Here is a 15,064-nt window from a genome sequence, read left to right as displayed (position 1 = left end):
GGCGCGGGGCGAAATCCCCCGTTGGCTGGCAAATCCGTCGCCGCCGGGCCAAAAACGCCCGATCAACTAAAATTCGAACGATCCCCCGCAATTTTCCATAATCTCTATCTGGCAAAGGATTTCGCATGATCGCGGAATCCGACAGCCAACAGGCCGACGCCGGCGACAACATCGATGCGGCATCGGCGCAACTGCCGGTATCGGCGCGGCGGTTTATCGCCGCGCCGCCGCTGGTCCCTGATCAGCAACCGGCCAAGCGCGAAGGCCTGCCGGTCCTGACCTTCGTTGCCGTCATGCTGCTGGCCGGCCTCTCATCCCTGACCGGGGCGCCAGTCTTCATCAGCCTTGCCTTGCTGGCAACCGGCCTTGCTGGCCTGGCCATGCATCTGCGCGCCAGACGCAGCGTACGCCGCACCGCGGTCCTGCTCGACGAAACCACCGCCCGCAACCGCGCCGAGATCGAGACGCTGGCCGACCGCATGTGGGAGATGCAGGAAAGCGAGGAGCGCTTTCGCGGTCTCATCGACGCGCTCGGCGATCTCGTCATCCATCGCGACCGCGACGGTTACATCGTCTACGCCAACAAGGTGTTCGCCGACATCGTCGAAACCGATCCGCGCGATCTTGCCGGCAAGACGTTGGCCGAATTCGGGATCGAGGTCGGCATCGTTCCCGATGCGGCTTTCTCAGATCATGAATGCCTGAGTTCCACCGACGTTGCCATCCGCACGCCGACGGGCCCGCGCTGGTTCTCCTGGATCGAGCTGTCGGTGCGCGAAAAGGACAGCGGTGCCGTCTCGCATCGCGCCATCGCCCGCGACATCACAGCACGCAAGCGCGCTGAGTCGTCCATGATCACCGCGCGCGAGCGGGCCGAGTTCGCCAGCCAGGCCAAGTCGCGCTTCCTCGCCACCGTCAGCCATGAGATCCGCACGCCGATGAACGGCATCATGGGCATGGCCAGGCTGCTTGCCGACACCAGCCTTTCGCCGGAGCAGCAGACCTATGTCGGCGCCATCTCGACCTCGGCCAGCGCCTTGCTTGCCCTGATCGAGGACCTGCTCGATTATTCCAAGATCGAGGCCGGACGCTTCGATCCCGAACCGCAGCCCATGTCGGTGCGCGAGATCGCCGACAACATCATCGAATTGATGGCCGCGCGGGCCTTCGCCAAGAATATCGGCCTCGGCTGCCATGTCGAACCGGATGTGCCGCAATTGATCACCGCCGATCCGGGCCGGGTCCGGCAGGTGCTGCTCAACCTCATCGGCAACGCCATCAAGTTCACCGACAGTGGCGGCGTGCTGGTCAGCGTCGCGCGCGCCCGAACCGAGACCAGCGACCGCATCTGCTTCACCATCGCCGATACGGGTCCCGGCCTGCGCGACGAGGACATGGAGCGCATCTTCGAGGAGTTCGAACAGGCCGACGGCACCTCGACGCGCACGCATGGCGGTGCTGGACTGGGACTTGCCATCTCCAAGCGCTTGGTGGCCGCCATGGGCGGCACGATTTCGGTTTCCAGCCGGCTTGGCCAGGGATCCGAATTCGTCTTCGAGATTCCCGCCACGTCAGCCACCGAGCCGCCGCAGGGCCGATTGAACGCGCTTGCCGGACGACGCGCCGTGATCGTGTCCAAGAACACCGTCGAGGCCGACGCCATCGCCCGCACCATCCGCTCCAATGGCGGCGCGGCCGGCATCGCCACCACCGTGGCTCAGGCCGCATCCTTCGCCGACGGCTGCGACGTGCTTCTGGTCGACGCGGCCATGGAAGAGAGTGACGGAAGGCTGCTCAAGCGTCTTCGCCAGCATGGGTTTTCCGATTGCGAAGCCGTCACGCTGATCGCACCCACCGACCGCGGCATGCTGGGCGAGTTTCGTGCCAGCGGCTACGCGACTTTCCTTGCCCGGCCGGTGCGCGGAGGAACACTTTTGCGTGTCCTTTTGAGCAGCCACGCACCGGTCCTGGCCCAGCCGCAGCCGGAAAAACGCCGCGCGCCGGCGCTTCGTGCCTCAGGCGAACGCCAGCACGGCCTGTCCGTGCTGATCGCCGAGGACAACGACATCAATGCCATGTTGGCCCGCGCGACGCTGTTGAAGGCCGGGCATCGCGTCAAGGTGGTCGGCAACGGCAAGGCCGCCGTCGAGGCGGTCACCGGTGCCGGCCAGAAGCATCGCTTCGACGTGGTGCTGATGGATCTCCACATGCCGGTCATGGACGGACTGGACGCCATTGCCGCGATCCGCCGCCATGAAGAGGAGGCCTCCGTGCCGCCGGTGCCGATTATGGTGCTGTCGGCCGACAGCCAGGAAAAAACCCGCCATGCGGTGCTCGCCCACGGTGCCAGCGGCTTCGTCACCAAGCCGCTCGACCCCGATGCACTGGTCAGCGCCGTCGAGGGCCAGGTCGCCGCCTGAGCCTGCTTTTCCGGGTGCGTGGCTGGTCAATGCCGCCGAAAAGCAGCGCATTCTCGGCGCCCCGCGAACGCGACGCGCCGTGGGGTCCTGTGACGCAACGTAGCCGGTTGACCGTTTTCGCCAGCCGACGAAGTATTGCCCGCAACGCCGTATCACGGTACTGTCACAATCCTGTTGCACCTACACCGTATCCCCGTGCCAAGAGGGATGGCTCGAAGGAGAATCACTCGTGCATACAGTTATGCCGGAATGTGACACTCGGCCGAACGCCAGCAGCGCCTTGCTCGCCGGACGTAATGTCGATTCCGTCATAAAGGGTGCGGCGCTCGGCCGTATCGGCAATCTCGAAGTGCGGCTCGCCCGCAACGAGGCCGAGATCGCGGCCGCGCAGGAAGTGCGTTACCGTGTATTCTATGACGAGCTTGGCGCCAGGAAGGATCTGTTCCAGGCGCAGGACCGCCGCGACGCCGACCGTTTCGACCCGCTCTGCGACCATCTGCTCGTCCTCGACACCACGCTGTCCGGCCCTGAGCACCGCCGCATCGTCGGTACCTATCGCTTGCTGCGGCAAGAAATCGCGGCAACCGCCGGGGGCTTCTATTCCGAAGGCGAATTCGAGCTGACCAAGCTCATCGCCCGCCATCCCAGCCAGCGGTTCCTTGAACTCGGCCGTTCCTGCGTCTTGCCGGAATACCGTTCGAAGCGCACCATCGAAGCGCTATGGCAAGGCATCTGGGCCTACATCAATCACTACCAGATCGGGGTGATGACCGGCTGCGCCTCGTTCCATGGCACCGTGCCGGCCGCGCATGCGGAGGCGCTCACCTATCTTGCCCATCACTGCCGCACCAACTCGGCCTGGGACGTGCGCGCTGTGTCCGGGCGCTATTGCTCCATGGATCTGATGCCGATCGAGGCGGTCAACACCAAGGCCGCGATCGCGGCGATGCCGCCTCTGGTCAAGGGCTATCTGCGGGTCGGCGCTCGCATCGGCGATGGTTGCGTCATCGACCGCGAATTCTCCACGGTCGACATTTTCGTCGTGATGCCGGTCAAGGAGATCGGTGCCCGCTACGTCAACTACTATGGCGGGGAAGCGCAGCGCTTCGCCGCGTGACGCGAATAGCTTCTTTTCATGGAATGTCTTCCGGCCGCCGGCCGGGCCGGCTCTTGTAGGCTGGAAAGGTCCAGCCGAAACGGAGCGCGCCGCCGCGAACGGCGAACGCCGCGGCGAAGCCGGCCAGCTCTGAAAAAATCGGCGGCAATCCTGTGACGTCGCCAGCCGTGAAGATGGCAGCGCCTGCCAGAGCGGCCGTAACATAGATTTCCGGCCTCAGCAGTACCGAGGGCTCGCCGGCCAGCAGATCGCGCAGGATGCCGCCTGACGTGGCGGTGAGCACGCCGGTGATGACGGAGACGACCGGCGAACCCGTAATGGCCAGACCCTTGGCCGCACCCATCACCGAAAAAGCGGCCAATCCGATGGCGTCGAGCCAGAGCAGCCATTTCCAGCGGGATTCGACACGGTGCGCGGCAAAGAACACCAGCACCGCGACCGCCGCGCAGATCAGAACGTAGCTCGAGTTGGCGACCCAGAAAACCGGCAGATTGAGGATGACGTCACGAAGCGTGCCGCCGCCGATGCCGGTGACGCTGGCCAGGAACAGGAAGCCGATAATGTCGAGCTGTTTGCGCGACGCCGCCAACGCCCCCGTCGCCGCGAAGACGGCAACGCCGGCATAGTCGAGGAGGGCGATCGGGTTCATGGAGTGAGTAGTGAAGTAGTCGGTAGTGAATGGCAATTGGCGAAGCAGGCGCCTACTCGTCCCGGTCCTTGCTACTCACTACTCTCTATTCGCTACCCCACTAATCACGCATCTTTCTCGGCCTGCTCATTGACCGGCCCTGGCTCGACCGGCGCGTCGGCGGCAATTTTCGGACCGCCCTTGGCGACGCCGACCATGGCCGGGCGAAGCACCCGCTCGCCGATCGAATAGCCCGGCTGCACGACCTGGACCACGGTGTTGGCCGGGACATCGGGATTGGGCACTTCGAACATTGCCTGGTGGAAATTGGGATCGAACTTCTCGCCCTCGGGAGCAAGTTTCTTGACCCCATGCCGTTCCAGCGCCGACAGCATGGCGCGCTCGGTCAGGTCGACGCCTTCGATCAGCCCCTTGAAGCCGGCATCCCCCGATGCCTTGGCCTCGGCGGAAATGGCATCCAGGGCGCGGCGCAGATTGTCCGACACCGACAGCATGTCGCGGGCGAAATTCGCCACCGCATAAGTGCGCGCGTCATGCACGTCGCGCGCGGTGCGGCGGCGCAGGTTTTCCATCTCGGCCGCGACCCGCAGCGCGCGGTCCTTCAGCTCTTCATTTTCCTTCAGCAGCCGCACAAGCGCTTCGTAGTCGCCATCGATGCTGCCTTCCGTGCGCTCGGCATTGGCCTCGGCCGCCTCGGCTTCATTGGGCGTGCGTTCGTCTTTTGCCTGGTCGCTCATCGCCGTTTCCCGTCATCTCGAATGGTATGGATTTTGTGCCCGATATCGAGGTTCGCAGGCCAAAAATCAAGGGGAAAGCGACGGCAAGAGCCTGCGACCGGATCAGGCAAGCACGGTGGGACGCTTCGATTTTAATTCAAATTTTACCCTACTTGCCGGCTTTGCTTGCCACGAAGCGGTGATGCGGGAACCATTCCGCTGCTGGGGGAGTTTCGGAGCCGACGCAGGATTTTTGAAATGATGACCCGCAACAAGCTTGAAAAAGGAGAAAGGCTCGCTGCGGAGGTTCGGCGGCAGTTTGGCGCCGAGGCAGTGACGCGCTTTCTGCGCACCTTGCCAGCCTTCCGCATCGAACCTGACATCCCGGACCGATTTGAGCAATTGCTCGAGCATCTCGACCGGGTCGAGAATGGCGACGCCGGATGGCGACGGCAGTAAGTCACCCGGGCCTTACGCGACAATTACGCACAGTAACTTTGCGTGATCCCTGGCTTGCGGTGGCGGCACACCCCGCCTATGCTTCCTGATGAACATGATTTCCCCCGAGGCAGCTGCCAACAGCAAGCGCGCCTGGCTAAAGATCCTGGCGCGCTACAAGAAGCCTGACAGGCGGCGTAGCACACTCGAACTGGCCATCACCCTCATTCCTTTCGCCACGCTGTGGGCTCTGTCTTCCGCTGCCTATGCCTATGGTCATTGGTGGGGACTGGTCCTGATCCTGCCCGCGGCCGGTTTCCTGGTGCGGATTTTCATGATCCAGCACGATTGCGGCCATGGCTCCTTCTTTGCCAATCGCATTGCCGATGACTGGATCGGCCGCGCGCTGGGCATCCTGACGCTGACGCCCTACGACTGCTGGCGGCGTGCCCATGCCACCCATCATGCCAGCGCCGGCAACCTCGACGAACGCGGCATGGGCGATATCAGGACGCTGACCGTCGCCGAATACCGGCGGATGTCCTGGCGGGGTCGCCTGGCTTATCGCCTCTACCGCCATCCCCTGGTGATGTTCGGCCTGGGGCCGATCTGGCTGTTCATCTTCTCGCAAAGGCTGCCCGTCGGCATGATGCGCGGCGGCCTGACGCCCTGGGTGTCGTCGATGACCACCAATCTTGGCATCGCGGTTGCCGCGGCCATCCTCATCTGGGTCATCGGCCCTGGTGCGTTCCTGATCGTCCATCTGCCGATCGTCATTCTTGCCGGTTCGGCCGGCATCTGGCTGTTCTATGTCCAGCACCAGTTCGAGGAGACCGAATGGGCGAAGGATGAGGAATGGGAGTTCCAGCGCGCCGCCCTGCACGGCTCGTCCTATTACGACCTTCCGCCGGTGCTGAACTGGTTCACCGGCAATATCGGCGTTCACCACGTCCACCACCTCTCCGCCAAGGTGCCCGGCTACCGGCTGCAGGAAGTGCTGCGGGATTATCCCGAGCTGCGCGGCATCGGCCGCGTCACGCTGCTCGAGAGCCTGCGCTGCGTCAAACTGGCCTTGTGGGACGAAAGCCGCCAAAAACTGGTGTCGTTCCGCGAAGCGCGGATGGCGGCGTAGAGCATACCGCCGCGCCAGCGCGCGGCGGTAGTTCCCCAAACCTTTCTCAGGCCGCTTGCCGCTCGTCGCGCATCAGGATCTGGCCATGGCGGATCTCCGTGCCCAGCACCTTCAGGCATTCGCGGATGAAATTGGACAGGCCCGGCCAGCCCTTGGCCGAAACAAGATTGCCGTCGACATGGGCCCCGTTGGGCGCGACGTCGACATAGATGCCGCCGGCCAGCGTGACTTCCGGCTCGCAATAATGAAGCGCCGCCACTTCCCTGCCCCGCACCACGCCGTCGACCGCGATCAGGATCTGCACGCCATGGCAGATGGTGAAGATCGGCTTTCCTGTCTCATGGAAGTGCCGCACCAGCGCCTGCACGCGCTTGTCGATACGAATGTATTCGGGACCGCGCCCGCCCGCCGCGTAGACGGCATCGTACTGGGCCGGATCCACCTCGGAAAACGTCTTGTTGAGGATGTAATCGTGTCCGGGCTTCTCGGTGTAGGTCTGGTGGCCCTCGAAATCGTGCAGCGATGTCTTCAGCACATCGCCTGCCTTCTTGTCCGGGCAAACGACATGCACGGTATGGCCGACGGCATGCATGGCCTGTTCAAAGACGAAAATCTCATATTCCTCGCTGAACTCGCCAACGAGCATCAATATCTTCTTGCCAGCCATTCCCGGTTCCTCCCTTTGTGGCCATTTATTTCGGGTCGCGAAATAACAGCGATATCCTAAGGGCAAGATGCCGAGAGGAAAAGCGCAAATCACACAATTGGTACGACCAGCTTCGAGTGAGAGGGCCTTCGGCCTTCCTGGAAAAAGCGTCAGCTGTTGCGAAGACGCCGCCAGGAATATTTCGGACCCTTGGTCTCCACTATGGCGGCCGGCTGGTAGTAAAGCCCCAACCCGCCGGTGCGGCCTTCTTCAAGGCGCTTCAAGAGCACTGGATTCGAGATCTCGAATTCATCGAAGCCAAGCCGCAGCATGTGCGGCAACGGGTCGACCAGGACCTGCCCGGTGGCACGCAGCGCGCCCGTGAAGTGATAGCGGCTGCGCAGCAGTTCGCCCTTGGAGAAGGAGCGGCCGTCGCCGAAAGCCGGGAAGGCCAGCGCCACCAGCGACAACTGGTCGAGCAGATCGGCGATCTTGTCGAGCTGGTCGCCGGGCTGCAGCACGACGCCGAGCCGCTCCTTCGCCGAGCGGCGCACCTCCGGGTCGAGATCGAGGAACGCCTGCAGCGGCAGGATGAATCGGCCATTGCCGGAAAGCGCGTCGGCACTTTCGGCATGGCTCCACTCGTCCTCGCGAAAACCCTCCGGGGTCCAGAGCCGGGTCTCCGGTGTCGTCAGTCCAGTCATCAAAATTCCTAAAATTCGAAGAGCTCGAGCATGTGTTGAAATTCAGGTCAGGCTGTGTCGAAAACGGCTGCTTGCGAGAACCGGAGCGGAACGTACTTGAAGTCCGTGGGCACCGGAAGCGCAGGAAGCCGCCGTTTGCAGGCCTGCCTCACCTGAATTGCAACATACCCTATAGTGATGCGTCGGTCAGCGACACTTCCAGTCCCGACAGATGGATGCCGCACTCGGTCTTGGCGTGGCCGGCCCAGCGGCCGCTGCGCGCATCCTCGCCCGGCTGCACCGGCTGCGTGCATGGAAAGCAGCCAATCGACAGATAACCATAGGCGACCAGTGGGTTTTCGCGCAGCGCATGCGCGCGCATGTAGTCGGCCTGGTCCGACGTCGTCCAGTGCGCCAGCGGATTGATGCGGATGCGAGGGCCTACCGCCTCGAACACCGGAAGTGCGGCCCGTGTCGAGGCCTGGAAGCGTTTGCGGCCCGTGAACCAGGCGCGGAAGGGTGCGACGCCACGTGCCAGCGGCTCGACCTTGCGCACGTCGCAGCAGGCATCGGTGTTGTTCTGGTGCAGATTGCCGGTCGGGTCGATCCGTTCGAGCGCCGCTTCGTCCGGCTTGATCACCCGGATGTTGGTCAATCCGAAATCGGCGACCAGCGCGTCGCGATAGCCGAGCGTCTCCTCGAAATGCTTGCCCGTATCGAGGAAGATGACCGGTAGCGTACGGTCGATCTTGGCGATCATATGCAGCAGCACCGCCGAATCCGCGCCGAACGAAGACACGGCAGCGATCTCGTCGTGAAACAGATCGTTGGCCGATCGTTCGATGATCTCGATCGGGCTGAGATGACCGTAGAGCGCGTCAAACCCCGCCGCTTTGGCGGCGATGCCGTCATCGACGTCGGCAATATGGTCAAGCGGCCTTGGCTTCGCCAGCATAGAGCGCCTCCTTGAACGGCGCGGGACCGACACGGCGGTAGGCGTCGATGAATTTTTCCTGCGGGTTGAGCCGAAGGCCGAGGTAGGTGTCGACGATCTGCTCGATGGCATCGGTGATTTCTTCCGAAGAGAAGCCCCGGCCGATGATCTCGCCGACCGAAGTGTTCTCGTCGGCCGAACCGCCCAATGTCACTTGGTAGAGTTCGGAGCCCTTCTTCTCGACACCGAGGATGCCGATATGGCCGACATGGTGGTGGCCGCAGGCATTGATGCAGCCGGAGATCTTCAGCTTCAATTCGCCGATCTCGCGCTGCCGCTCCAGCGAGGCGAAGCGGCGCGAGATTTCCTGTGCGATCGGTATCGAGCGTGCCGTCGCCAGCGCGCAATAATCGAGGCCCGGGCACGAGATGATGTCCGAGATCAGGTTGGAGTTAGCCGTCGCCAGCCCGATGTCGACCAGCGCGTCATAGACCGCCTTGAGGTCGGCACGCGCCACATGCGGCAGGATCAGGTTCTGCTCGTGGCTGACGCGAAGCTCGTCGAAGGCATATTTCTCGGCAATGTCGGCGACCGCTTCCATCTGGCTGTCGGTCGCATCGCCCGGCACCTCGCCGATACCCTTGAGCGAGATCGTCACCGCCGCGTAGTCGGGGTGGCGGTGCGTCACCACGTTCTGCTCGAGCCAGTCCGAGAAGCCCTTGGAATCCAGCCGCGCCACCTTGACGGCGGCGTCGCCGTCCGGCCGCCCGGTCAGCGCGGGCGGTGCGAAATAAGCCTCGATGGCGCGGATGTCCGCCTCGGGCAGCTTCAGCTCCGCGTCCTTCAATTCCTGCCACTCGGCCTCGACCTGGCGGGTGATTTCCTCGGCGCCGGTCTCGTGGACCAGGATCTTGATGCGCGCCTTGTACTTGTTGTCGCGGCGGCCATGGAGATTGTAAACGCGCAGGATCGCCGTGCAGTAGGAGAGAAGGTCGGCTTCGGGCAAGAAGTCGCGGATCTTCCTCGCCACCATCGGCGTACGGCCCTGGCCACCACCGACGTAGACGGCGAAGCCGAGTTCGCCGGCGGCGTTCTTCTTGAGGTGCAGGCCGATATCGTGCGTCTGGATGGCGGCGCGATCGCGCTCGGCTCCCGTCACCGCGATCTTGAACTTGCGCGGCAGGAACGAGAATTCCGGATGCACCGAAGACCACTGCCGCAGGATTTCGGCATAGGGACGCGGATCGGCGACCTCGTCGGCGGCAGCCCCGGCAAAATGGTCGGCGGTGACATTGCGGATGCAGTTGCCGCTGGTCTGGATGGCGTGCATCTCCACGCTGGCCAGGTCCGCCAGGATCGCCGGAATGTCCGACAGCGCCGGCCAGTTGAACTGGATGTTCTGGCGCGTGGTGAAATGGCCGTAACCCTTATCGTATTTGCGGGCGATGTGGCCGAGCATGCGCAACTGCTTGCCGTTCAGCGTCCCGTAGGGCACCGCGATGCGCAGCATGTAGGCGTGCAGCTGCAGATAGACGCCGTTCATCAGCCGGAGCGGCCGGAACTGGTCCTCGGTAATCTCGCCGGACAGCCGGCGCTCGACCTGGTCGCTGAACTCGGCGACGCGGGCCTGGACAAAATCGTGGTCGAACTCATCGTAACGGTACATGCTTCGTCTTTCAGGGCGCGTCCGCCCGTTCACCTGGTGTCCTGGCTATGCCGCCCGCTCGGCCTGCTTGCCGAGGTCGTTGCGGATGGTCGGGCCGGCGGCGCGGATCTTCTCACGCAGCCGCACCGGCTCGACAACGCCGTCGACGATGTCCGCATCGATCAGATTGACGTCGACCACTTCATTGTCGGCGTGGGCCTTGGCGCCGATCGCCTCCAGCCGATCCTCGGCCGCCTTGTCGTGGGCAAGGTCCGCATGATCCACCGTCTCGGCCCAGCCGCCATCGGCGTACCAGACGGCAATACCGTCGCCGAGGCGATTGGCGGTCAGTATCTTCATGGCTGAACTCCCTCGGCGGCTGCTACGGGCACGCTCTCGAGCCTGTGTGCCGCGAGCGGCTCGGACCGCTCGAAATTGGCACCGGCGACGGCGTCGCCGATGATGGTCATGACCGGGCCCGACAGATCGGCGCGCGCTTCCAGCGACGGCAAGTCGGCAAGCGTGCCGTGGAAGCGTCGGCGATTGGCCAGACTGGCATTCTCGACCACGGCGACCGCGGTGTCCGGCGACAAGCCCGCCTCGATCAGCCGGCCGGCAACTTCGGCCGCGACCGAGCGGCCCATGTAGACGGCAACGGTAGCGCCGGAAATGGCGAGCTTGGCCCAATCCGGCAGTGAATTGCCCTTGAGATCGTGGCCGGTGGTGAACACCATCGAGGAGGAAACGCCGCGCAGCGTCAACGGCAGTTCGAAATCGGCGGCAGCGGCAAAGGCCGCTGTGACGCCCGGAACCACCTCATAGGCGATGCCGGCGTCACGAAGCGCGGCCATCTCCTCGCCGGCGCGGCCGAACACCAGAGGATCGCCCGATTTCAGCCGCACGACGCGCTTGCCCTGACGGCCGAGATCCACCAGCAACGCATTGATTTCGGCCTGGCTCTTGGTATGGCAGCCCTTGCGCTTTCCCACCGGCAGGCGCTCGGCATCGCGGCGGCCCATGGCGACGACCGCCTCCGGGACCAGCGCGTCATGGACGATGACATCGGCCTCCATCAGCAGACGATGCGCCCGCAGGGTCAGGAGGTCCTCGGCGCCGGGACCGGCGCCCACCAGGGCGATGTGGCCGCGAACGGGCGCGTTGGACAACAGCAGGTCGGTGGCGGCTTCGCGCGCCTGCGAAAATTCGCCGGCCTCGACGGCGCGTGCTGGCGCTCCGCCGAAGAAGTCGCTCCAGAAACGGCGGCGTATACTGCCCCTGGGCAATCTCTCGGCGGCATTGCGGAACGACGCCGCAAGCGCTGCCAGTGGCCCGAGCGACGGCGACAGCATGCGGTCGATTCGGCTGCGCAGCATCTGTGCAAGCACGGGGCCCGCGCCTTCGGTACCGATCGCCACGGCGACCGGTGCGCGGTTGACCAGCGCCGGGGTGAAGAAATCACAGAGGTCCGGCCGGTCGACGGCATTGACGGGAATGCCCAGCCGGCGCGCATCGGCGGCGACGCGACGGTCGAGCGCCTCGTCGCCGCTGGCGGCAAACACCATCACGGCGCCTTCGATCTGCGAGGCGTTATACGCGCCGGGCATATAGTTGGCGCCGGACTCGGCGATGAAGGCCAACAGCTCCGGTTCGGCATCCCTAGCGATGATGTGCAGGACCGCGCTCGACTGGGCGATCAGCCGCGCCTTGGCCAAAGCCTCCTCGCCGCCGCCGACAATGGCCACGGCTTCGCCCTCGACCCGCATGAAGACGGGAAAGGAGTTGAGCTTGGTGGTGGCTTGCGACATGACAAAGCAAATCCGGGAACAGGATCGCAGTTTTACGCCCAAGCGTAAAAAAGCAGAAGCAAAGCACTCGCGCATCCGGTGATGGCAGGCAATCGCTTTTTCGCAACCGCGAAGGGCAGGAGAAAAATATTCCATGCCCATGCACCGGGAGCGCCCGAGCTGCTGAAATGCGCCTTGATTTCAGGCACTTTTAGCTGCCGGCGACCTGTCCCACAAAACAGTTTTTTCTAATTTCTACCAATTCAGTAAATTAAAGTCGTGCAGCGGTGATTTCGTCTTCAGGGCCTGGCTGCACGGCCACTCGGTCCTCCGTTCGGGTGGAACGTTGACGGGTCAAAATGCGTTCCCGGTATAGCCACCACTCAACAAGGAGCGTTCCCATGAACACGATCAAACTGAAGCATGGCATTTGGGTTTTGGTGGCCGACGGCGAAAAGGCGCTCCTGCTCAAGAACGCCGGCGACACTAAGTTTCCCAACCTTGAAGTCGTGCAGGTGATGGAACAGGAGAACCCGCCCACACGCGAACAGGGAAGCGACAGCCCCGGTCGATACAATGACGGCCCATCCGTGCATCGCAGCGCGGTCGAGGAGACCGACTGGCATCGCATCGGCAAGGAGCGCTTCGCCGAGGAGATTGCCGCCCGCCTCTACAAGCTTGCACATGAGGGTGCATTCGACAGCCTTGTGCTTGTCGCCCCGCCAATGGTGCTCGGCGCGATGCGCAAGAAGCTGCATAAGGAGGTTGGCGACAAGGTGACGGCCGAAATCCCGAAGACCATGACCAACCACGCCATCTTCGAGATCGAGGCGTTGCTGCAGGCAGCCTGACCACGCGCGGCGAAGGGGCCTATCGGGTCGCAGCACGGTTACCACTGAACCCAGGCACTTGACCGGCAGTCACTCAGCGGCCGGTCAAGTTTTTGCCGTCTCGACGTTGATTTCGCGGCTTTGCGGGTTGCATCGCCGACACCGCGTCCACCATATTGCAAACAGGCGGCGGCTTAGGGCGGCGCATATCCGACATCGCTAGCTTAAAAGGCGCTCCATAGACAATGCCGCATGACACGCCCCTTATCGCCACCATCGTCGCCGGTCTGGGGCTGGCATTCGTCTTCGGCGCCCTCGCCAATCGGTTCCGCATTCCGCCACTGGTCGGCTATCTCGTAGCCGGCGTGCTGGTTGGGCCGAACACACCCGGTTTTGTCGCCGACGCTGGCCTTGCCAACGAATTGGCCGAAATCGGCGTCATCCTCCTGATGTTCGGCGTCGGCCTGCATTTTTCGCTGAAGGACCTTCTGTCGGTCCGCGCCATTGCCGTGCCGGGCGCCATTGTCCAGATCGGCTTCGCCACGGCGCTCGGCGCCGGGCTGTCCTGGATGCTCGGCTGGTCGATGGGCGCGGGCCTGGTGTTTGGCCTGGCGCTGTCGGTCGCCTCGACCGTGGTGCTGCTGCGCGCGCTTCAGGAACGCCGCCTGATCGAGACCGAGCGCGGCCGCATCGCCGTCGGCTGGCTGATCGTTGAGGATCTGGCCATGGTGCTGGCGCTGGTGCTGTTGCCGGCACTTGCCGGCGTGCTCGGCGGCCAGGAACAGGCCCATTCGAGCGGCCTGCTGTCGCTGCCGGCCATTTATGGCATCTGGGGTGTCGTCGGCATCACGCTGGCGAAGGTCGCCGCCTTCGTCATCGTCATGCTGGTGGTCGGCCGCAGGGTCATTCCGTGGATCCTGCACTATGTCGCCCATACCGGGTCGCGCGAACTGTTCCGCCTCTCGGTGCTGGCAATAGCGCTCGGCGTCGCCTTCGGCGCGGCAAAACTGTTCGGCGTCTCGCTGGCGCTGGGCGCCTTTTTCGCCGGTATGATCATGAGCGAATCCGAGCTCAGCCACCGCGCCGCGGAAGAATCGCTGCCGCTGCGCGATGCTTTCTCGGTGCTGTTCTTCGTCTCCGTCGGCATGTTGTTCGACCCGTTCAGCCTGTTCAGCAACGGCCTGCCGATCCTGGCGACGCTGGCCATCATCGTCATCGGCAAGTCGCTGGCGGCGTTCGTCATCGTCGTCGCCTTCGGCTATCCGTTGGCCACGGCCTTGATGATTTCGGCCAGCCTCGCCCAGATCGGCGAATTCTCCTTCATCCTGGCCGAACTCGGCGTCGGGCTGAAACTTCTGCCGGAACAGGGACGTGACCTCATCCTGGCCGGTGCCATCCTTTCGATCGTACTCAACCCGCTGATGTTCCTGATCATCGATTGGATGAAGCCGTGGCTCGAGGCCCGCGCCGCCAGGACGGCACCGCCGACGGACGCCAAGCCGGTTGGTCCAGCGACGGAACCGGGCCAAGTCGCCTCGGTCGCCGTAGCGTCCAAAAAGGAAGACGGCCCGCCACCAAGGACGGCGCTCACCGGTCATGCCATCCTGATCGGCTACGGCCGCGTCGGCGGCCTCGTCGGCGCGGCGTTGAAAGATGCAGCACGGCCTTTCCTTGTCATCGAGGACGCCGACAAGACGCTGGCGAGGCTGAAAGCAGACGGCATCGAAGCCGTCGCCGGCAACGCCGCCAACACCGAAGTCTTCGCCGCCGCCAATCCCGAAGGCGCCACGCGGCTGATCCTTGCCATCCCCAATGCCTTCGAGGCTGGCCAGATCGTGCTGAGGGCGCGCGCCGCCAATCCCAACATCAACGTCGTCGCCCGCGCCCATTCCGACGCCGAGGTCGAGCATCTCAAGGGGCTCGGCGCCAATACGGTGATCATGGGCGAACGCGAAATCGCGCGTGGCATTGTCGAAGAGGTGCTTGGCCACAAGTCGCGTGTCGCTGAACCGTCCGCTGCCTGAGCCGGCGCTGCCCACAGGCGCGTTGATCAAGCCACGAATGAATTGC

At 63.9% G+C, this 15,064-nt stretch carries 14 protein-coding genes; 6 read left to right on the top strand and 8 right to left on the bottom strand.

Annotated features, from left to right (window positions below; all coding sequences use genetic code 11):
* The first annotated feature begins 125 nt into the window (after positions 1–125).
* Together X739_RS157760 and X739_RS157765 are read left to right on the top strand one after the other, a co-directional pair.
* A complete protein-coding gene (locus tag X739_RS157760; protein ID WP_023770630.1) occupies positions 126–2,420 on the top strand; it encodes a PAS domain-containing hybrid sensor histidine kinase/response regulator in 2,295 nt (764 codons plus the stop codon).
* A gap of 241 nt (positions 2,421–2,661) precedes the next feature.
* Positions 2,662–3,537 (top strand): GNAT family N-acetyltransferase, encoded by an 876-nt coding sequence (locus tag X739_RS157765; RefSeq protein WP_023770631.1) that lies wholly within the window; start codon positions 2,662–2,664, stop codon positions 3,535–3,537.
* 16 nt (positions 3,538–3,553) lie between these two features.
* On the opposite strand, the gene X739_RS157770 is transcribed toward X739_RS157765, so the two are convergent.
* Both X739_RS157770 and grpE read right to left on the bottom strand, forming a co-directional pair.
* Positions 3,554–4,186, bottom strand: coding sequence for a trimeric intracellular cation channel family protein (locus X739_RS157770; RefSeq protein ID WP_023793746.1), 633 nt, complete (start codon positions 4,184–4,186; stop codon positions 3,554–3,556).
* Positions 4,187–4,290: 104 nt separating this feature from the next.
* Positions 4,291–4,923, bottom strand: coding sequence for a nucleotide exchange factor GrpE (gene grpE / locus X739_RS157775; RefSeq protein WP_023770633.1), 633 nt, complete (start codon positions 4,921–4,923; stop codon positions 4,291–4,293).
* A 237-nt stretch (positions 4,924–5,160) separates the two neighbouring features.
* Here grpE and X739_RS157780 point away from each other — a divergent pair, with 237 nt between their 5' ends.
* Together X739_RS157780 and X739_RS157785 are read left to right on the top strand one after the other, a co-directional pair.
* A complete protein-coding gene (locus X739_RS157780) occupies positions 5,161–5,361 on the top strand; it encodes a hypothetical protein (RefSeq protein WP_023770634.1) in 201 nt (66 codons plus the stop codon).
* Positions 5,362–5,449: 88 nt separating this feature from the next.
* Positions 5,450–6,472 (top strand): fatty acid desaturase, encoded by a 1,023-nt coding sequence (locus X739_RS157785; RefSeq protein ID WP_023770635.1) that lies wholly within the window; start codon positions 5,450–5,452, stop codon positions 6,470–6,472.
* 46 nt (positions 6,473–6,518) lie between these two features.
* Here the strand turns inward: X739_RS157785 and X739_RS157790 are convergent, their stop codons facing one another.
* The 6 genes from X739_RS157790 to cysG all read right to left on the bottom strand — a co-directional run bounded on the left by X739_RS157790 (position 6,519) and on the right by cysG (position 12,185).
* Positions 6,519–7,139, bottom strand: coding sequence for a DJ-1/PfpI family protein (locus X739_RS157790; RefSeq protein WP_023770636.1), 621 nt, complete (start codon positions 7,137–7,139; stop codon positions 6,519–6,521).
* A gap of 149 nt (positions 7,140–7,288) precedes the next feature.
* Positions 7,289–7,822, bottom strand: a complete 534-nt coding sequence (locus tag X739_RS157795; protein WP_023770637.1) for a DUF934 domain-containing protein — start codon at positions 7,820–7,822, stop codon at positions 7,289–7,291.
* A gap of 169 nt (positions 7,823–7,991) precedes the next feature.
* Entirely contained in the window at positions 7,992–8,756 is a 765-nt protein-coding gene (locus X739_RS157800; protein WP_023770638.1) for a phosphoadenylyl-sulfate reductase, read from the bottom strand.
* Positions 8,731–10,401, bottom strand: coding sequence for a nitrite/sulfite reductase (locus tag X739_RS157805; RefSeq protein WP_023770639.1), 1,671 nt, complete (start codon positions 10,399–10,401; stop codon positions 8,731–8,733). Before X739_RS157805 ends, X739_RS157800 begins: the two co-directional genes overlap by 26 nt.
* A 45-nt stretch (positions 10,402–10,446) precedes the next feature.
* Positions 10,447–10,740 carry a DUF2849 domain-containing protein gene (locus tag X739_RS157810; protein ID WP_015315695.1) on the bottom strand — a complete coding sequence of 98 codons (294 nt, stop codon included), beginning with the start codon at positions 10,738–10,740 and terminating at the stop codon, positions 10,447–10,449.
* On the bottom strand, positions 10,737–12,185 hold the full coding sequence (cysG, locus tag X739_RS157815; RefSeq protein WP_023770640.1) for a siroheme synthase CysG: 1,449 nt from the start codon (positions 12,183–12,185) through the stop codon (positions 10,737–10,739). Before cysG ends, X739_RS157810 begins: the two co-directional genes overlap by 4 nt.
* A 380-nt stretch (positions 12,186–12,565) precedes the next feature.
* On the opposite strand from cysG, the gene X739_RS157820 reads away from it, so the two are divergent.
* Positions 12,566–13,015 carry a host attachment protein gene (locus tag X739_RS157820; RefSeq protein WP_015315693.1) on the top strand — a complete coding sequence of 150 codons (450 nt, stop codon included), beginning with the start codon at positions 12,566–12,568 and terminating at the stop codon, positions 13,013–13,015.
* A 224-nt stretch (positions 13,016–13,239) separates the two neighbouring features.
* Positions 13,240–15,018, top strand: a complete 1,779-nt coding sequence (locus X739_RS157825) for a cation:proton antiporter (protein WP_023793740.1) — start codon at positions 13,240–13,242, stop codon at positions 15,016–15,018.
* The last annotated feature ends 46 nt before the right edge of the window (positions 15,019–15,064 follow it).

Origin of the sequence: Mesorhizobium sp. LNHC209A00, from assembly GCF_000502915.1 — a bacterium.
Classification (GTDB): Bacteria; Pseudomonadota; Alphaproteobacteria; order Rhizobiales; family Rhizobiaceae; genus Mesorhizobium.
This window is presented reverse-complemented; position numbering and strand designations above follow the sequence as displayed.